Below are 17,615 nucleotides of genomic sequence, written 5' to 3' on the forward strand. Positions count from 1 at the left end.
GATGTGTGGAATAGGCGGGGTTTTTAATAAATCAAAAGAGAAATCTGTTGAACCTCAGATTCTTGTAAATATGGCGGCTATTCAAAGCCATCGTGGACCTGACGGTTTTGGATATAAATTATCAGATGATGCTTCTGTAGGATTCTGTCATGCGAGATTATCGATAATAGATTTAAATGAAAATCGAGCCAGACAGCCTTTTGTCGGTGGTGCTGAAAATCATATTCTGATGGCGCATAATGGTGAATTTTATGACTTTCAGAGAATTAGGGCTAATCTTGTTGCACAGGGCGTAAGCTTTTCTTCAAAAAGTGATTCGGAAATATTGCTTAGGCTTTATGAGAAATATGGCATTGATGAGTCATTATCTTATCTGCGAGGAGAATTTGCCTTTTCATTGTTTGATGCAGAACAGGATTGTCTTTATCTTGTAAGAGATCGTTTTGGGATTAAACCTCAATACTGGATTGAGACTGATGATTCCTTAATATTTGGCTCTGAATTAAAAGTATTATTCGCCCATCCATCAGTTGAAAGAAAATTTACGGGTGAAGGACTGGTTCATCAATTGATGCAGGTAATGGTACCTGGCTCTACAGCATTCGCCGGTGTTAAGCAAGTTAAACCCGGATATATCCTTAAGGTCAAAAGAGTAAATAATAAATTTCAGATAACAGAGGAAAAATTCTGGGATATAAATTTCCCTAAGAAAAACACTTATGAAAGAGATAAAAGTGAAAAATATTTTATTGAAAATATTAGAAAAGAATTGTTGAGAGCCGTTGAATTAAGAATGGTCGCTGATGTTCCTGTCGGCTGTTATTTGTCCGGTGGAATTGATAGTTGCTCAATTTTGGGATTGGCTTCTGCCATAAGTCAAAAATCAGTAAAGGCATTCACGATTGGCTTCAGTGATGAAAGATATGATGAAACTTCGATAGCAAAAGAGATGGCTGATGCCACAAATGCAGATCATGAGATTTTAAAAATAAATGGAGATGATCTGTATGGGAATTTTGAAAAGGTTCTATGGTTTACTGAAAGATCTATTTATAACACCCTTGCAATTGCAAAGTACCTTATGAGTAAAAGAGTGAATGAGCTCAATTATAAGGTCGTTATGACAGGAGAGGGCTCAGATGAATTGTTTGGAGGCTATCCCGCTTTTAGAAAAGATATGTATACCTATGGCGTCGGAATTTCTAATTCAGAATCTGAGAATCTTAAAGAAAACCTGGAAAATTCAAATGATATTTTCAAGGGCGCGATGCTAGCTAATAAAGAAATAAGTAATAAATCTTTCAAGGAATTTTTAGGATTTACGCCAAGTTGCCTTCAACCTTGGCTTGCATGTGAAACTTATGCGAAAAGTCTAGTCTCAAGCAAATATAAAGAGATAACGGAAACTTATGATCCCGGGGCGGCAATTTTTGGAGAACTTGACCTTGAACAGTTAGAAAATAGATATGCAATTGATCAGGCTCAGTATGTTTGGATGAAGACTATGCTTGAGGGTCAAATTCTTACATGGGGTGGAGATAGAGTGGATATGTCAAATTCAATGGAAGCCAGACCTGCATTTTTAGATCATCACCTAGCTGAAGCTGCCGTTGCTGTCCCCCCTGAATTAAGGATTAAAGACAATGTCGAGAAGTATGTTTTAAGAGAAGCCATGTCAGGATTGCTGCCTGAATCACTATATAAACGTGAAAAATTTCCTTTCATGGCTCCCCCTTCCCATGCAGATAAAGATAATTTAAGTTCTATGCAGGAAATTGTGAATGAATTTTTAAGTCCTGAGAGGATAAGAGAATTTGGAATCTTGGATGAAACAGAAGTAAATGATTTGCTGAATAAATTTTTTAGTTCAGAGCTTGATGCCTCAGAAAAAGTACAATTGGATGCAATAATCAATCATCTTTTAAGTGTTCAGATCTTATATAAGATTTTTATAATTGAGGATATCCCTGATAAGGCTCAAAAGATGGCTGATAATTTGGGCTGGAAAGTTTGAATTCGTTTCTTAAATTAATTTCTGAAAAGGTGTAAACCAATACAGGTTTTATTTGAAAAATAAGAGACCTTAAATAGGTTTAAGTAATAGAAGTATGAGTTATAGCGCTGGGTTAAACATCCTAGAGCCACAGGTAATAAATAGGGAGAGAATCCAAGACTTGATAAATTCTTTTTCTTCAATCGGAGCTTCTGAGAATGGTTCTGTTTCAAGAAGAGGTTTTTCTGATGAAGATATATATGCAAGAAATTTTTTTATGAAAACCCTTAAGGAATTAGGTTTGAAAATAAGAATTGATACTGCTGGAAATATTATTGCAAGATTAGATGGGCATGATAATAATCTACCTCCCATTGTTACCGGATCTCATCTCGACACTGTTCCAAAGGGAGGTAAGTATGACGGAACTTTAGGAGTGATTGCAGGAATTGAAATTGCTTTTTTTCTTCAGGAAAATGACATTAAATTAAATAGACCATTTGAAATAATTGTCTTTGCTGATGAAGAATCGACAATGATTGGTTGTAAGGGCTTTACAGGTAATTTATCTGTTAAAGAAGAAGATTTTGTTACCAGTAATTCTTGCTCAATAATTGATAATCTTTCTCGGATTGGTGGAAATTGGCTTGAGATTAAAAGTGCGGCAAGAAGTAAAAAAGATATATTCGCTTTTCTTGAATTACATGTTGAACAGGGAAAGGTACTTGAGGATGGTGGTTTGGATATCGGAATTGTTAATGGAATAGTAGGTCAAAAAAGAATAACCGTTAGGGTTAAAGGTCAGGCAAATCATGCAGGAACTACCCCGATGTCAAATAGAAATGACGCACTTTTGGCCGCCTCTAAAATTATTGTTGGCATTGAACAGATAGCTAAAACTACTTCTGAAAGTGCAGTCGCAACTGTTGGTAAATTGAAACTACATCCCAATGCGGCAAATGTTATTCCAGGAGAGGCAGTATTCACAATAGATATGAGAGATTTGGATAAAGATGTGATTAGGAAAATGAGCTTAAGAATTGAGAATCTATGCTCAGAAATTCAAGAAGGTACTGGATGCGTAGTACAGATAGAACCTCAATTTGAAGTGATCCCCACTAAGTCATGTCCTAAATTAGTGAGCTCTTCATTTCATGAATCTGAAAAGTTGGGATTTAAAACTGGAATCTTACCAAGCAAAGCAAGTCATGACTCACAAGAAATAGGAAGGATCTGTCCTATGGTTATGATCTTTGTTCCAAGCAGAAATGGTCTGAGTCATTCCTATAAGGAATATACTTCTCTTGATCAATGTGCTAATGGTATTGAGGTTTTATTGAATACAATATTTTCCATTGATAAGAATTTTTTAGACAAGCCTCTAACGATATAAATGACATTTTCAATTATTGGTTTTGATCCTTTAAAAAATAGATTTGGTGTTGCAGTTTCTTCTTGCCATATAGCTGTTGGCTCAACAGTTTCATTCGTTAGATCACAGGTTGGTGCTGTTGCAACTCAAGGGCAAACTAATCCTTATTTAGGAATAAGAAGTCTTGAGTCACTCCAATCCTGCTCTGATTCGAAAATAGTTTTGGAAGATTTAATTAAAGAAGATTTTGGCAGGGAAAAAAGACAGGTTCACTTAATTGATAAGTACGGGAGAAGCGCATGCTGGACAGGTCAAGAATGTTTTCAGACAAGCGGACATATTAGTGGAGAAAACTTTTCTGTAGCTGGCAATTTTCTAGAGAATATTGAAGTTCTTGAGGTGATGGCTGATGTTTTCAAACAAAGTGATCCAAATATTAAATTAGGGAAAAGACTACTTGATGCTCTTAATGCAGGAGAAAGTGTAGGTGGAGATAAACGAAGCCTCCGTTCAACCTCAAGCGCTCTAAAAGTTAGTGGAGAACTAGGCTTTCCTCTTTTAGATCTGAGAGTTGATTATCATGATTCCTCTGTAGATGAACTAATTAGAATTTATAAACATAGTCAAAGTGAATGGGCCCAGAAATGGAGAGACTCAATGAATGACCTGCCTGAAATGAATATGAAACAGGAATTTAGAGTCGCGTAAGCTTTAATAAGTTCAGCTTATAGAGAATATGAGAGTAAGTAATTATACTCACACTTATAATTTTTAATTATTAGATTTGTTTCAAGATTGCATTAAGAAGCGTCTTAGCTAAACAACCAACCAAACAAATGAACGAAACAAAAGCTGTTGAGAAGGAAAAAATCGTAGCTGAGAAGCTTAACGGTAGATTTGCGATGATTGGCTTTATTGCGCTTATTGGCGCATATCTAACAACAGGACAAATTATTCCAGGATTTGTATAAATGGATTTTATATCTAAAAGACAAGGATATGTACCCCTTAAGGTGGTTCCATACATATTCTTTTTTGCAGTTGTTTTAAGCATCACAACAACAACTACAATCGTATAGTTTTTAAAAACTTGCATCGTCATGGAAGTCAGTTAGTAGGGATACGGGCTGACTTTTTTAATTGATATTGAATAAGTGATTTGGAAGAATTAAATCAAAACCAACAATTAAAAAATAGAGAATATATAGTTAAAACTTTACTTTTTTGAATCGCTATTAACTTATTTCGAATTAGTATCAAATTCAGGCCTAAATTTAGTAAGTTTAGAAATTTCTAATTCAAGTTCCTCTTCGGAATTAAAACCTAGATCTTCAAAAGATTCTAAACCTAATGAGGTTTCTCTTTTTAAAATTATTTCCATTTAGTATAAATTAATTACTTAATACTAGATTTTTATAATTTAAAGAAAATACTTAGTTGTTGATTCAACACCTTAAACCCATTTAAAGAATTGACAGTAAATATAAAATGAAAAGTAATAAGCTTATTTTAGAATGAAGTTAAAAAATATTTTAAAAACTACTGGGAGTCTTCATATCCTATTGGGATTATTAATTATTTTCCTACTAATTTTTTCTGTGGAAACTATCGCAGGCAATGCTTCAAGTGAAACATTGCTTCTTGTAAGAGGGACTGCAGATGTTGTAGCAGCTAGTAATTTAGGGATAGGATTCTTATTGATTATTTGCAGCTCTATCAAAGATAAAAAATCTTTAAAAAAAGTTTTATCAGGTGAACTAGCTTTAATGGTTTGTTTGTTAGCAGTAGCCTTATTCAATACTTTTAATGCTGGAACAATTGTTGATGGAGGTCCTCCACCTCCCTTTTGGATTGTTTTAATAGCTAATCCTCTTTTATGTATTTACGGATTAAATAAAGCCAACAAATGGAACGCTTACTAATTGCATCGATCCTTTTTTATGCCTCCAGCTCCTCCTCCAATTTAATAAAAATCGCCAACCCTTTATATGTAAGTAATAATACTTAGGTGTTGAATTAAGAACCTTGCCGTAATTAATTGCATATAAGACTTATAAGTTATATATGGATAAAGAACATTTAATTGATTTAATATCAAACAGTATGACCTGTGAGATTAATAATTTGGAAACTTATGAGAACAAATTCAATACCACTAATTACTTAAATAACCTAAACATAAATCAGTTGCGAATTATTTCTAAGGAATTTATTTTGTGATTTATGTTACAATTACCTTATCTCAGGTAGAGATAAGACTAAGCAATATTGACCAGCTAAAGAATTTTTGAAAAAGAATCCCACCTGCAAGAGTCAAATACTTTCTGCTTAACAAATTGTTTTGATCTATTCAATAGAGTAAATCCAAAGAATAAAATCACTTATTAAGCCTGTGTACATAAATTTAAAAAAGTAATTAATGAAAAAACTAAACAAAAAATATGCTGACTTAATGCGCAAAGCTCAACAAGCTACTGGAAGAAAAGAAGCAGTTGGATTAATCCATAAAGCGGCAAAGTTAAAAAGTAAATTTGATCAATATGAGATGATGTAGTTTGATATTGATTGATAGTCGAAATAAGTCGAAAAAAAAAGAATTTAAGTGTATTTGAATGGATTTTTACTTTAAATTACTAGAAATATTATTCAATTTTCACATCTTATTAAGTCTATACAGTTTGGATGATTATTTATATACTTATTAAGTTCCATTGCTAATGTTCTAGCCTCGTAAGCGTCAGAAGCATAAAAACAATTTTCTAATCTTATATTTTGAGAATCACGGTAATGCACTGTATATGGCTTCAACATATCGTTTATTTTAATTTGCTAAAAAGCAAACATTCTACATATCAACCATGCATATATTTATAAATTAAAAGTACATCTTTTGTTGTTATCAAAATATATTCAATTAATTTATGTATTTAAAGATACTTATAAAGCCTTTAAAATTTCACACTGATTATGTTTTGAATCTAATTATTTAGATTTTAAAAATTTATTACATTTAAAAATGCCTTTAAAAGATCACAATAATCCAACTTTAAAACTACCATCGTGGGTTGAAAATGCAGTTGTTTATCAGATTTTTCCAGATCGATTTAAAAGAAGTAAAACATCATATAAAAAGAATAATTTTGAATTTATGAATTGGGAAGATCCCCCAGACTTACAAGGTTTTCGGGGAGGAGATTTATTCGGCGTTATAGAAAGATTAGATTATCTAAAAGGAATTGGAATCAATTGTATTTATCTAAATCCAATTTTTTCTTCAGCAGCTAACCATCGTTACCATACCTATGATTATTTTAAAGTTGATCCTATTTTAGGAGGGGATGAGGCACTTTACTCTCTAATTGATGAGGCGCATAAAAGAGATATTTTTATTGTTTTAGATGGTGTATTTAATCATTGTGGCAGAGGTTTTTGGCCTTTTCACCACATAATTGAGAACGGTAAAAGTTCTCCCTATAAAAATTGGTTTAAGTTACATGAAACTCCATTTAAGGCGTATCCAAAGGAGAATGAAACCTGCGGTTACGATTGTTGGTGGAATGATCCTGCATTACCTAAATTTAATTTTGAAAATAAGGATGTGGAAGATTTTCTTTTATCTGTTGGGAAATACTGGGTTGAAAAAGGTATTGATGGCTGGAGATTAGATGTGGCAGAAGAGATCCCTTTTTCTTTTTGGGATAAATTTAATTATGAAATGAAAAGAATCAATTCAGAAGTTTGGGTTGTAGGAGAAATTTGGGGTGATGCTAGAAAATGGTTAAATAAAAAATATTTTGATGGGGTGATGAATTATCGAGTTGGATGGAGCACTATATCTTGGGTCGCCGATTTTAAGTTAAATTCTCCCTATAAAAATCCTTTTTACCCATTAAAAAATTTAACTTCTAAAGAATACATTAATATTTTAAAGATTACGGAATCTTGGTATTCTAACGAAATTAATAATGGAAATCTCAATTTATTAGATAGTCATGATGTGCCTAGGGCACTAAATACATTAGCTAAAGATATTAAAAGTTTAAAACTAGCACTTTTCTTACTTTTTATAAATAAAGGAGTTCCGTGCATTTATTATGGAACAGAAATTGGTTTATCTGGGGGGGCCGAACCCCATTGTAGAGAAAGTTTTCCTTGTAATAATAAATATAATGATGATATTAGAGAGTTCATAAAATCTATAATTGAATTTAGGAAAACATATAGAATTTTTATAAAAAATGGAATTAAGTGGACATCTCCAGAAAAAGATATTCTTTGCGGAAATTTTAAATCAAAAAAAAATAAAATTACAATTTACGTCAATAGAAGTAGATTGAGCGCATTCAACTTATCAAAAACTGTTTCAAAAATAATTTTCAAATCAGAAGAATTTAATTCAAGAGAAGTTTTACCTCCTCAATCTTTCATATGTTATTTAAATTCAATATAGCGGAACTAATTTTTTTCATCTGTAAAATCTTGCCAAATATTAATTATTACTTAAGAGAAATTATGGAGTAAAGGAAACGCTTATTACTGACCGATATTTTTGAGATTTAATTTCTTCATAAAAATCTGTAGATCCAGATTCGTCTTGGCATTTAGAACAAATTGATTTAACTACTTCATATGTTGGCTTTAGCAATATTTTTTTCTTGATCTGGATTAGCCATTTAATTTCTATCTACTACTTCTCCTCCATACTCCCTAGCTATTACATCTAAACACCTAAGAATATCTTTGTTCTTCAATAGTTCTGTTTGCTCTAAATAATTAAGAAGAGTTCTTATTTGTTCAATGGTATTTTCTTCTAATTCCTTCATTCGTACTTTGTTGTCATCTGCAAATAAGGATAGCAATTGTTCTTTAGCCCATTGATTCCGATCTCTCGATGTTTATTAAATTGAAGATTTTTAAAAACCAAATGGCTGACGAATTTGCAATGCTTGTTTAGCCTTTAAAAAGTGGGTAACGCGATTAGTTTTATGTCTGATAATGGGGCATGGTGGAAAGGTGCAGTTATTTACCAGCTTATCCCTCGCACCTTTGCGGATGGTAATGGAGATGGTGTTGGAGATTTACAGGGTCTGAGTAGCAAATTGAGCTATTTGAGATGGCTTGGAGTTGACGCTATTTGGCTCACACCTATTTTTCCTTCACCCTTGCAAGATGGTGGATATGACATAACAGATTTTAAAAACGTTCATCCAGAGTTGGGAGATCTTTCAGCATTTCACCGGTTTCTGACAACTGCGCATGAACATGGGTTGAAGGTTATTCTTGATTTAGTTTTGAATCACACTAGCTATCTTCATCCTTGGTTCCAAAGAGCACGCTGGGCACCGAAGGGGAGTAAAGAAAGAAATGTTTATGTTTGGACAGATGACCCTTCTCGCTACAGTCTTGCGCCTGTTTTATTTCGTAATTTTGAAGAATCCAATTGGGAGTGGGACGAGGTCGCAGAACAATATTTTTTGCATAGATTTTTGAGATGTCAACCTGATCTCAATTATGAAAATCCTTGGGTTCAGGATGAAATGCTTGGTGTGATTGATTTTTGGCTGGAGAAAGGGGTTGATGGTTTTCGCTTAGATGCTGTCCCTTTTCTATATGAGGAGGAAGGAAGTCGTTGCGAGGGACTCCCTCAGACACATTCTTTTTTGAGGAAAGTACGTAAGCGTGTTGATGCTCATGGACGAGATGTATTGCTATTGGCAGAAGCTATTCAGCCAGTGGATGAGATCTCTCCTTACATTGCAGGAAATAATGAGCTTCATGGTGCCTTTAACTTTGCTCTTACTGCACATTTATTTGCAGCTGTGGCAAGTGGTAGTTCTAAAAATCTTGAACTTTGTTTGAACGAGGCTCAAAACGCTGTTAGTGGGTGTAAATGGGCATTGCCTCTTCGTAACCATGATGAACTTTGGCTTGGTGATGGGCACTTGGTTCCTGATGAGATTATTCAAATAATCCGAACGGGATTGAGTGCTGGCCATGGACATTGGTTGAACTGGGGGATTAATAGAAGATTAGCTCCACTTCTCAAAGGAGATCCCCTTGTGAATAAACTTTTAAATTCTTTGCTTTATAGCCTTCCAGGGATGCCATGTTTGTATTACGGCGATGAGCTCGGGATGGGTGACTGGCCTGGCCTAAAAGATAGGGATCCAAATCGTACTCCTATGGCATGGACGCCTGATAGAAATGGAGGATTCTCTAATGCCCCAGAACCGTTGTTAGTCCTTCCTGCAATTACTACGCCTGGCTATAATTATCGTGTCATCAATGTTGAAGTACAAAAGCAGCTCCCAGGGTCTCTTTTGAACTGGCATCGTCAAATGCTTACTTGTAGACGGTTATTACCTGCTCTGCGGCATGGAGATTTTGAATTATTAGATTCAAACCATCCTAGTGTAATCATCTTTACTAGAAAAATCGATAGCATGACAATTTTAATAGCTGCTAATTTATCTAGTGCTGGAGCTACATTGTCGCAGGATTTGAGTAGGTGGAAAGGTGCTCGTGCTAGGGAGGTTTTATGGGGTTGTGAGTATCCTAACCTTGGACCTGATTGGTTTATTTATTTACCTCCTTACGGTTTTAATTGGTGGCTTATAAGTGAAGTTGAGACAGATGGTCTTGCTGAGGAAAAGATAGAGAAGGTCAACGCTTGAGTTTATTATTTAGACAAGTCCAAATTAGATTTTGGAAGATTTCTTTCTTCTAGTTTCTGCTGAACGATTGGGATTATTCGTTTGGCTTCATTGATGTCAATCATTGCAAGTCTATTCCTGCGGGCCAAAATATCGGTGGTGGTACGGGCATGTTCATTGTCAATTGCATGTTCAATTTCAGCTATACAAACTGGTATTACCTGACTTAGTGGTTTTCTTTTTTCAATAGGAGCTTTCAGAATTACTGAAAGAGCCTCTAGTCCAAAATTTGATTGGAGATGTTCTATTTGTTGCTGTTTACATATTGAATCTGGCAGGAATCTGCTCAATTCTTCTCGGTCTTTGAGTAGTGATAAGCGAGTTTGATGACTATCGCTCTTGCAGCCAATTAGAGGGATCCTTTTTTTATGGGATAACTTAATATCCAAGATTTTTTCAACTTCTTGAAGAGTGTCAAGTGCTATTTTTCGTGATGTAGTCCATTTCCCGCCCATAGCACTAATCAGTCCGCATGAAAGTACCTCTATTTCATGTTCCCTAACAACATCACTGCTATTCATATCATGTTTGGATGGCATTAAAAGAGGTCTGCCTCCTGACCATCGGCTGCTTATGGTTGGTTCCTTAAGATTAGGGAACCAACTATTGATGTGTCTAATTAAATAAGATTCTTCAATAGGAGAAGGCCAATTGGCCTCGTCAATATTACATCTACTATCGGTAGTCCCAATTTGTGTACGCCCAAAAAATGGTAGGACAAATAAAACTCTACCGTCATCAGTGGAAGGAATAAGAAGTCCTATACCTTCAGGACATAAATTTTGTTCGATAACCAAATGCATACCTTTACTAATGAGAATTCTTTGCTCTACATTTGGATCTGCAAGATGTCTTATCTTGTCTGATCCAATACCAGTAGCATTTACGACTGCTTTGCATTCCCATGATTGCTGGCTTCCATCAATACCCTGGCTAATCGCACCACATATTTGTCCATTTTCTCGATATTTAAACTCTAAAACTTTGCTATAGGTTTTGATATGTGCCCCTTCTCTCTCAGATGTCAGCGCTAATAATAAGTTTAATCGTGCATCATCAAAATAACCGTCTTTATATGCAACTCCTCCATCAATACTACCCCTTAATAAAGGTATAGCTTTATTAATTTCTTCTTTAGAAAGTAGCCGACTTGCTCCAATATTCGAGCTTCCTGCAAGTATGTCATATGCTTTAAGACCTAACCCATAGTAGGCCTTGTTAAAACAATTCGGGGTAGGTAAAGCTAGCTCAATACTTCTTGCTAAAAAAGGTACTTCATTCAACCAGAACCCTCTTTCGAGTAGAGCTTCTCTAACAAGCTTAAGTTGTGAAAGGTCTAGAGTCTTAAATGCCAACTCTAAATACCTGACTCCACCATGTAGAAGTTTAGTACTTCTACTACTCGTCCCACCACCAATATCCCCTGCGTCTACAAGACCTACCTTTAGGCCTCTTTGCATAGCTTCGTAAGCTACAGATGCCCCAGTAGCTCCTGCTCCAATTACAAGTAAATCAACATTTATTTTATTCATGCCAGCCAAGACTTCTTTGGACAGCTTCATTCCATTTTGAGAGCCATTTTTCTCTTTCAACCTCATTTATATTAGGCATAAACACTTCTGAATCTTTGTGCCTTTCTTTAATTAGATCTTCGATATTGTCAATTCCACCACAATGAAAGCCTGCGAGCAAGGCCGCTCCTCTTGCGGTACTTTCTAAATTAATCGGCCTTCTCACCGGTAATCCAGTTGAATTTGCTTGTGCTTCTAGCAGTGGATTGGAAGCTGCAGCACCCCCGTCCACTGCAATCTCTTTCAGCTCTTGCCCTAGAGATTTTTCAGCAGCCTTAACTAATGTTGCTACTGAAAGAGCAATTCCTTCGAGAGCAGCGCGGGCAAGATGACCTCTTTGTGTATCTCTTGTTATCCCAAGAACTATGCCACGAGCTTTAGGATCCCAATGAGGCGACCCCCAGCCAGTAAATGCAGGGACAAACATCACACCTGCGGCATTCTCTACTTCATTTGCAAGTGTATTTATTTGATCGGCACTCTTTATGATTTGAAGATTATCTCTAAGCCACTGTACAACCGTCCCAGCATTAAAAAGGCTACCTTCTAAACAGTATGTTGGGTTTCCTTTCTTATCAGTCCACCCCACCGTAGAGAGTAGCCCACATTTAGAACGATGGATTTCCTGCCCTGTATTGACTACCAAAAAGGCTCCAGTCCCATAAGTACACTTGGAACTACCTTTATCTAAACACAACTGACCTAGTGTCGCAGCTTGCTGGTCGCCTAATAAAGCTTGAATTGGCACGCCTCCAAATGGGAAGTGTGATTCAATCCTTCCAAAATCACCCTGACAAGGTACTAGATTTGGTAATGAGTTTTTATTTAAGCCTATTACCTCACAATAAGGTTCCATCCATTCCAATAGCTCAATATCAAGTAATAGAGTTCTACTTGCGTTGCTCATATCAGAAAGATGCTGTTTGCCTCCTGATAGTTGCCATAACATCCAGCTTTCTACAGTACCGAAGCAAAGATCATCCTCAAATAAAGCGGTCTTTGCTTCTTCTTCATTTTGTAAAAGCCAAGAAATTTTGCTTGCACTGAAATATGGATCTAGTACAAGGCCAGTGCTTTTGCACCATTGTTCTTCTAACCCTTCTTTCTGCCATGCTTGACAAATACCTGCTGTACGCCTGTCTTGCCATACAAGGGCAGGAGCACAAGGCTTGCTGCTGCTTCTCCTCCATAGGATAGTTGTTTCTCTCTGATTAGTAATCCCACAACTTATTACAGAACCACGTTGCTCAGGAGTTATTTTTTTCTCTAATAGCTCCATTGCTTTTAGTTGACTATTCCAAATATTATTTGCATCTTGTTCAACCCAGCCATCAGAGGGAAAGTTGATTTCTAAAGGAGAGCTTGCACTAGCTATAATCTCACCACTACAATTAAAAATTACTGCTCTTGAGCTACTAGTTCCTTGATCAAGAGAGAGGATTAGGGGCTTATCTTTCATTGTAAATCTTTTTATTTATTACTTACTATGGGCTGACCAATTCAGTGGAATGCAAAATAAGAATTTAATTCAAGAGAAGTTTTACCTCCTCAATCTTTCATATGTTATTTAAATTCAATATAGCGGAACTAATTTTTTTCATCTGTAAAATCTTGCCAAATATTAATTATTACTTAAGAGAAATTAGGAGTAAAGGAAACGCTTACTACTCGCACCTCTTGATAATATTATTTCTTCTTACTTGAATATTTGCTGCAATTTTTTCCGCTAAAGTTGGACGATTTAGTGGCTCTAATATTAAATAAACTCTTCCTGATTTTTCTAAATAAACATATTCTTCTAATAAATCTCTTTTGAGAAGTCGATAGATTGTTTTTGTGGATTTATATCCTAATTTTTTGGCTGCATAGCTAATAGTAAAGGCTTCAATTTCGAATGATTTTGGTTTCATCTTACAAAATTTACATTAGGTGAGATTAACTGCTATGCAATGATTCTAGTCCATTTACCTGATCAGGAATTTGTAAAAGTGTGTCTAATTTTTTAACCCTTTACCTAGTAGATTTTTGGGCTCCGAAATCACTCACACACTTACTCTGGAAAGGACCCAAAAGTTAATAATATCGTTTTCTTTTTTCATAAATAATTTCGAAAGTTTTTATTAAAGTTGCCTAATGTGTCTATACATCTTATGTGTCTGAAGTGTCCAATGTCTTTTAAGGATTAGACAGTTTAGTCACCTAAGACATCTAGTCAGTTAAGACAGTTGTTGGTGATATTTTAAAAACTACGCATCTACCTTTATCAGTTCTTCTGGTTTCACTAATTAATAAACCCTTTCGTTCTAATGCCCTTAATGACCTAAGAGCAGACCTATCACCAATCTTTAAAGCATTTTTAATATCACCAGAAGTTACTTCTTGAGGTCTTCTATCTTTTACCTCTTCAAACACCTCAGCTTGACTGTCTTGTAATCTTGCGATTTTCTCTTTTTCCTTCTGCTTTTCTATAACATCAGTTGCATTCCCCTCCGTTTCAAAACCATATTGAGTTTGCAAAATTATTGCCTCTAAAGACATTCCTCTACCTTCAGTTTCAAGAAGTATTCTTTTATCCTGACGATTTTCGTCTCTATTAAACCATTTTAAATTTACAACTTGAGATACTGCAGCGGGAAGAGCAGTTGAACCCCTTGAAGCCATCACAGCACCAGACCCTAAACTTTGTTTGCCACTGTGGTGGATGACAATTGTAGTTACTCCAAAAGGAGCGACAACCTCTTGAAGATCTCCAATAGGTCCAGCAAAACTTGCGTCAGCTTCTTTAACTCCAAGAGGTGCAACAACTTTCGAGTAACTATCTATTAACAATAAACATCCTTCATGCTTGCTAACCAATTCTCCAATACGAGATAATCCAGAGTCATCAAGATGCAATGATTCATTTTGAGTAAATAAGCCAACTATTGGATTTAATAATTTCCATTTATCTTTTCCTATTCGTTCTGCGAGTCCAAATCTATTTAGAAGTGGTAACCACCTTGACCTAGGCATGTCAGTCCCCACAATAAAAACTGGAGGACACTTTCCAATGAACTTTTTGCCCAAATAGGAATCTTCAACGCCTCGACTCCATTTGCCAATCAAGTCAACAACTAAAGTAGTTTTTCCAACTTTAGGAGATGCAATAAGAAGGTTTGTATCTGATTTCATTATTAAATCCTCGACTAGCCAAACCTCTTGTGGTGCATTTATTTCCATGTCTGGAGCGAGCATTGTTACAAGTCCTTTAGATCGTTTACGACCTTCCCAAATCTTTGCTCTGATTTCACTATCTCTAAGATTCAAACCAAGATTTTTTGCTTTATCCCTTAAGTAAACTATCCTGTCCTTTGGTTGGATTTCACAATTACCTTTAAAAAAGGTATCTACTTCATCGTCAAATGTATTTAAACTTTCAGTAATTGTTTTTGCTTGAGACTTTATTAAACTTTTTAATTCTTGCTCAAGTTGTTTTTCTGACACAACATAATTACTTTGCAATTTAGCTTTCCAAGCTAGCTCATCATTTTTATCTCCAGCTTCTCTTGCAAGTGCGATCTCACTAAGCAGCTCATCATAGGATTTAGGTTTTGCCATTATTACCCTCTTTCTGATATCGAATTGTTGGTTTCTTGTATCTACTTTTAGGTTTATGGTCCTTCTTATTTTTTGTTTCTTCTACATCACCTGTTATGTTCCTACGATCAGATCGTAGTTTTGGGGTGATACCTGTTCTTATCATGAACATAAGTTCATCAGCTTCAATTTCATACAATTTGTCAGGCTCTTTATAGTTATTCTTTTCCATTTTTAAAGTCCTCTACCTAATACTTCTTTTACTAGAATTTTTCTATACCTAGCTCCCTTTTGCTTCTTAGTTTCTGCGGAATGTTTAAGTAGTGCTTTTCTGCACTCCTCTAATCCATAAACACATTTCCCTTTTTCCTTTCCTTCACCTACTCGATAGAAGTGTTCTCCCGCTACAAATACATTCGCTTTTTTTAACTTATAAACAGTTCTTTCACTGCAATATAGATACTCAACTAACTTAGGAAGCTCTATCCAGTTTGTAGTAGTCATTAACCTTTGAAGGATTATTCTTCAACTCGTTATATGCAGTAAGAACAGAAGGATTCGTCATCACGAGAAATCCATTTACATTCACACCAGATTTCTCAAAGCAAATTAAATCCATTGCAATTCCAACTGAATCGTGATGAGTCAAGTTAGAAGCTTGGAGCTTCTTTCCTTTGAAAAACTTTGGTGGTCTGTTGCGTGTTCTCAATATATATGGAGTTGTTTGTTGATAATCCCCGCACTTATCGAAGGTGCATCAAATAAAGTCGAAGGTCACTACTGTGGGCTGTTTGAAGGTCGCAAATATCTGACAACTTTATTATTGCCGAGATCTGAACTAATTCAACCTAAAGATGCACACATGGTTTCGAAGTTCCGTGGCTTTTTTATTACAAATCCAACATATTCTACGGAAATTCCACGGATACTTTTGAGACTCTATTTTGGTATATCTGAGATCGACTGCTATGACTATCGGGGCGACAGGATTCGAACCTGCGACCTAGTGCTCCCAAAGCACCCGCGCTACCAAGCTGCGCCACGCCCCGTTCATAAGATCTTAGTCCATAACATGCATCTGTTAAAGACCAAATTTTAAAAATATTTATAAAAAAAAGATTTTTTAAGGAAAATTTACTAATCCTCGCTAAATTGTCGCTAATGTTTTTCCTGAATAAAGTAGGAGGCCCGCGCTTTTATTTGATCCTCACTAACTCTTACTAAATAGATTGTAATATTTTACCTTAATCTAGTTATTGCAATGCTTTTGGTTTGTATAATCGGTAACTCCCAAAGTATCCGCGCTACCAAGCTGCGCCACGCCCTGCTCATAAGATCTCAGTTCATAACAGTCATCTATAAAAGAGTAATTTCCTAAATTTTTTATAAAAAATCACTTTTGAGGCAAGAAAATGATTTTTCTAGCTATTTTGTCATTGGATATATAAGTGTTTTGTCGCTACTAGTTGCTATAAATCAGGTCGAAAAGTTTTTAAGTTTTATTTTTATCACCCTATGAAAATATCAGTTTATAAAACTCTTTTGAAGAATTATTATCATAAATAATGTTTGAATTTTGAAGGTATGAAAAATCTAGAAAGTTTGATTAAGACATACAATGATTTCCCCCAAAAAGGTATTGCTTTCAAAGATATTCTTGGAATAATGCATGATCCTGAAGTTTTTAGGGAACTAATCCTTAAGATGTCTTCAAACAAAGTAATAAAAAGTTCTGAGGCGATTATCTCAATAGAAGCAAGAGGTTTTATTTTTGGGTCGGCAATTTCTCTTCAAACATCAAAACCAATGGTAGTAGCTAGAAAGCCTGGAAAACTTCCTGGGGAACTTATAAAAGAAAACTACAACTTAGAATATGGCAAAAGTACCTTATCAATACAAAAGGAGTCTCTTGAGAAATTTAACTCGTATGTAATTATTGATGATTTACTTGCCACTGGTGGAACAATTGAATGTGTAGCTAACTTAATAAGAAAAAGCGGAAAGAAAGTAAATGGTTCAGTTACAGTTGTTGAGCTTGCCGAGCTTCATGGAAGAAGTCGATTCGATTTTCCTATTGAATCTATACTTTGTATATAGAAAAACTTTTAAGTCAAAATTATAAAATTAAATAAATTTAATGAAAATTATTGACTTAAACTATACCTAATGTTCCAGCTGTGAAACCAACTATCAAAAAAAATAAGAATTCCGTTAACTCCCTTGGCATAGAATTAACAAGTAAATTTAATTGAGTCATTTAACCTTGTGCTCCTCAGGTTTATAAATTTTTTAAAATATAACTGAATAATTTTTTTATCGAGGTAATATCAAGTATTTTTTTCTTTTTTCTAAAGATTTCCTATTTAATTTATAAAATGTTTATTGTATTA

Annotated in this window: 19 protein-coding genes and 1 tRNA gene; 9 read left to right on the forward strand and 11 right to left on the reverse strand. The window is 35.0% G+C overall.

From position 1 onward, the window contains the following. The first annotated feature begins 1 nt into the window (after position 1). The 4 genes from asnB to BS621_RS09680 all read left to right on the forward strand — a co-directional run bounded on the left by asnB (position 2) and on the right by BS621_RS09680 (position 4,336). Entirely contained in the window at positions 2–2,014 is a 2,013-nt protein-coding gene (gene asnB, locus BS621_RS07890) for an asparagine synthase (glutamine-hydrolyzing) (RefSeq protein WP_077142427.1), read from the forward strand. A gap of 94 nt (positions 2,015–2,108) precedes the next feature. Beyond that, complete coding sequence (locus BS621_RS07895; RefSeq protein WP_077142428.1) at positions 2,109–3,386, forward strand: M20 family metallo-hydrolase; 1,278 nt, start codon at positions 2,109–2,111, stop codon at positions 3,384–3,386. Continuing rightward, positions 3,387–4,073, forward strand: a complete 687-nt coding sequence (locus BS621_RS07900) for a DUF1028 domain-containing protein (RefSeq protein WP_075507845.1) — start codon at positions 3,387–3,389, stop codon at positions 4,071–4,073. Positions 4,074–4,201: 128 nt separating this feature from the next. Next, positions 4,202–4,336 (forward strand): high light inducible protein, encoded by a 135-nt coding sequence (locus BS621_RS09680; protein WP_075537598.1) that lies wholly within the window; start codon positions 4,202–4,204, stop codon positions 4,334–4,336. Between the two features lie 269 nt (positions 4,337–4,605). On the opposite strand, the gene BS621_RS09270 is transcribed toward BS621_RS09680, so the two are convergent. After that, positions 4,606–4,746 carry a hypothetical protein gene (locus tag BS621_RS09270; RefSeq protein WP_156858210.1) on the reverse strand — a complete coding sequence of 47 codons (141 nt, stop codon included), beginning with the start codon at positions 4,744–4,746 and terminating at the stop codon, positions 4,606–4,608. Positions 4,747–4,879: 133 nt separating this feature from the next. Between BS621_RS09270 and BS621_RS07910 the strand changes: the two genes are divergently transcribed. Continuing rightward, positions 4,880–5,287, forward strand: coding sequence for a hypothetical protein (locus BS621_RS07910; protein WP_077142429.1), 408 nt, complete (start codon positions 4,880–4,882; stop codon positions 5,285–5,287). A gap of 497 nt (positions 5,288–5,784) precedes the next feature. Beyond that, positions 5,785–5,919: a hypothetical protein gene (locus BS621_RS09735; protein WP_257787465.1), complete on the forward strand. Its 135-nt coding sequence runs from the start codon at positions 5,785–5,787 to the stop codon at positions 5,917–5,919. Positions 5,920–6,011: 92 nt separating this feature from the next. On the opposite strand, the gene BS621_RS09275 is transcribed toward BS621_RS09735, so the two are convergent. Further along, positions 6,012–6,158 (reverse strand): hypothetical protein, encoded by a 147-nt coding sequence (locus BS621_RS09275; RefSeq protein WP_179850519.1) that lies wholly within the window; start codon positions 6,156–6,158, stop codon positions 6,012–6,014. 223 nt (positions 6,159–6,381) lie between these two features. Between BS621_RS09275 and BS621_RS07915 the strand changes: the two genes are divergently transcribed. Beyond that, on the forward strand, positions 6,382–7,815 hold the full coding sequence (locus BS621_RS07915; protein ID WP_077142430.1) for a glycoside hydrolase family 13 protein: 1,434 nt from the start codon (positions 6,382–6,384) through the stop codon (positions 7,813–7,815). 223 nt (positions 7,816–8,038) lie between these two features. On the opposite strand, the gene BS621_RS09280 is transcribed toward BS621_RS07915, so the two are convergent. Continuing rightward, on the reverse strand, positions 8,039–8,224 hold the full coding sequence (locus tag BS621_RS09280) for a hypothetical protein (RefSeq protein ID WP_156858211.1): 186 nt from the start codon (positions 8,222–8,224) through the stop codon (positions 8,039–8,041). A 126-nt stretch (positions 8,225–8,350) separates the two neighbouring features. On the opposite strand from BS621_RS09280, the gene BS621_RS07920 reads away from it, so the two are divergent. After that, the gene (locus tag BS621_RS07920) at positions 8,351–10,039 is read left to right on the forward strand and encodes an alpha-amylase family protein (RefSeq protein ID WP_077142431.1); all 1,689 of its coding nucleotides are present in this window, start codon (positions 8,351–8,353) and stop codon (positions 10,037–10,039) included. 5 nt (positions 10,040–10,044) lie between these two features. Here BS621_RS07920 and BS621_RS07925 read toward each other — a convergent pair whose 3' ends face one another. The 8 genes from BS621_RS07925 to BS621_RS07955 form a co-directional block, all read right to left on the reverse strand. Further along, on the reverse strand, positions 10,045–11,676 hold the full coding sequence (locus BS621_RS07925; RefSeq protein WP_335681538.1) for a glycerol-3-phosphate dehydrogenase/oxidase: 1,632 nt from the start codon (positions 11,674–11,676) through the stop codon (positions 10,045–10,047). Further along, positions 11,603–13,108: a glycerol kinase GlpK gene (gene glpK, locus BS621_RS07930; protein ID WP_077142433.1), complete on the reverse strand. Its 1,506-nt coding sequence runs from the start codon at positions 13,106–13,108 to the stop codon at positions 11,603–11,605. The genes BS621_RS07925 and glpK overlap by 74 nt, the downstream gene beginning before the upstream one ends. A gap of 205 nt (positions 13,109–13,313) precedes the next feature. Then, positions 13,314–13,559 (reverse strand): hypothetical protein, encoded by a 246-nt coding sequence (locus BS621_RS07935; RefSeq protein WP_077142434.1) that lies wholly within the window; start codon positions 13,557–13,559, stop codon positions 13,314–13,316. Positions 13,560–13,857: 298 nt separating this feature from the next. Continuing rightward, a complete protein-coding gene (locus tag BS621_RS07940) occupies positions 13,858–15,246 on the reverse strand; it encodes an AAA family ATPase (protein ID WP_077142435.1) in 1,389 nt (462 codons plus the stop codon). Further along, positions 15,233–15,457: a hypothetical protein gene (locus tag BS621_RS07945; protein ID WP_077142436.1), complete on the reverse strand. Its 225-nt coding sequence runs from the start codon at positions 15,455–15,457 to the stop codon at positions 15,233–15,235. The genes BS621_RS07940 and BS621_RS07945 overlap by 14 nt, the downstream gene beginning before the upstream one ends. A 2-nt stretch (positions 15,458–15,459) precedes the next feature. Beyond that, a complete protein-coding gene (locus BS621_RS07950; RefSeq protein WP_077142437.1) occupies positions 15,460–15,729 on the reverse strand; it encodes a hypothetical protein in 270 nt (89 codons plus the stop codon). After that, positions 15,698–15,934, reverse strand: coding sequence for a hypothetical protein (locus BS621_RS09285; protein ID WP_156858212.1), 237 nt, complete (start codon positions 15,932–15,934; stop codon positions 15,698–15,700). The genes BS621_RS07950 and BS621_RS09285 overlap by 32 nt, the downstream gene beginning before the upstream one ends. 266 nt (positions 15,935–16,200) lie before the next feature. Beyond that, positions 16,201–16,274 (reverse strand) — tRNA-Pro (locus tag BS621_RS07955). 535 nt (positions 16,275–16,809) lie between these two features. Here BS621_RS07955 and BS621_RS07960 point away from each other — a divergent pair. Then, positions 16,810–17,322 carry an adenine phosphoribosyltransferase gene (locus tag BS621_RS07960; protein ID WP_077142694.1) on the forward strand — a complete coding sequence of 171 codons (513 nt, stop codon included), beginning with the start codon at positions 16,810–16,812 and terminating at the stop codon, positions 17,320–17,322. Positions 17,323–17,615: the final 293 nt, after the last annotated feature.

It is taken from the genome of Prochlorococcus sp. RS04, assembly GCF_001989455.1.
Taxonomy (GTDB): Bacteria; Cyanobacteriota; Cyanobacteriia; order PCC-6307; family Cyanobiaceae; genus Prochlorococcus_A.

What these genes read in the sequence shown, in the direction of transcription:
- asnB (WP_077142427.1), top strand. Translation starts at nt 2, where the DNA reads ATGTGTGGAATAGGCGGGGTTTTTAATAAATCAAAAGAGAAATCTGTT.
- BS621_RS07895 (WP_077142428.1), top strand. Translation starts at nt 2,109, where the DNA reads ATGAGTTATAGCGCTGGGTTAAACATCCTAGAGCCACAGGTAATAAAT.
- BS621_RS07900 (WP_075507845.1), top strand. Translation starts at nt 3,387, where the DNA reads ATGACATTTTCAATTATTGGTTTTGATCCTTTAAAAAATAGATTTGGT.
- BS621_RS09680 (WP_075537598.1), top strand. Translation starts at nt 4,202, where the DNA reads ATGAACGAAACAAAAGCTGTTGAGAAGGAAAAAATCGTAGCTGAGAAG.
- BS621_RS09270 (WP_156858210.1), bottom strand. Translation starts at nt 4,746, where the DNA reads ATGGAAATAATTTTAAAAAGAGAAACCTCATTAGGTTTAGAATCTTTT.
- BS621_RS07910 (WP_077142429.1), top strand. Translation starts at nt 4,880, where the DNA reads ATGAAGTTAAAAAATATTTTAAAAACTACTGGGAGTCTTCATATCCTA.
- BS621_RS09735 (WP_257787465.1), top strand. Translation starts at nt 5,785, where the DNA reads ATGAAAAAACTAAACAAAAAATATGCTGACTTAATGCGCAAAGCTCAA.
- BS621_RS07915 (WP_077142430.1), top strand. Translation starts at nt 6,382, where the DNA reads ATGCCTTTAAAAGATCACAATAATCCAACTTTAAAACTACCATCGTGG.
- BS621_RS07920 (WP_077142431.1), top strand. Translation starts at nt 8,351, where the DNA reads ATGTCTGATAATGGGGCATGGTGGAAAGGTGCAGTTATTTACCAGCTT.
- BS621_RS07925 (WP_335681538.1), bottom strand. Translation starts at nt 11,676, where the DNA reads ATGAGGTTGAAAGAGAAAAATGGCTCTCAAAATGGAATGAAGCTGTCC.
- glpK (WP_077142433.1), bottom strand. Translation starts at nt 13,108, where the DNA reads ATGAAAGATAAGCCCCTAATCCTCTCTCTTGATCAAGGAACTAGTAGC.
- BS621_RS07935 (WP_077142434.1), bottom strand. Translation starts at nt 13,559, where the DNA reads ATGAAACCAAAATCATTCGAAATTGAAGCCTTTACTATTAGCTATGCA.
- BS621_RS07940 (WP_077142435.1), bottom strand. Translation starts at nt 15,246, where the DNA reads ATGGCAAAACCTAAATCCTATGATGAGCTGCTTAGTGAGATCGCACTT.
- BS621_RS07945 (WP_077142436.1), bottom strand. Translation starts at nt 15,457, where the DNA reads ATGGAAAAGAATAACTATAAAGAGCCTGACAAATTGTATGAAATTGAA.
- BS621_RS07950 (WP_077142437.1), bottom strand. Translation starts at nt 15,729, where the DNA reads ATGACTACTACAAACTGGATAGAGCTTCCTAAGTTAGTTGAGTATCTA.
- BS621_RS07960 (WP_077142694.1), top strand. Translation starts at nt 16,810, where the DNA reads ATGAAAAATCTAGAAAGTTTGATTAAGACATACAATGATTTCCCCCAA.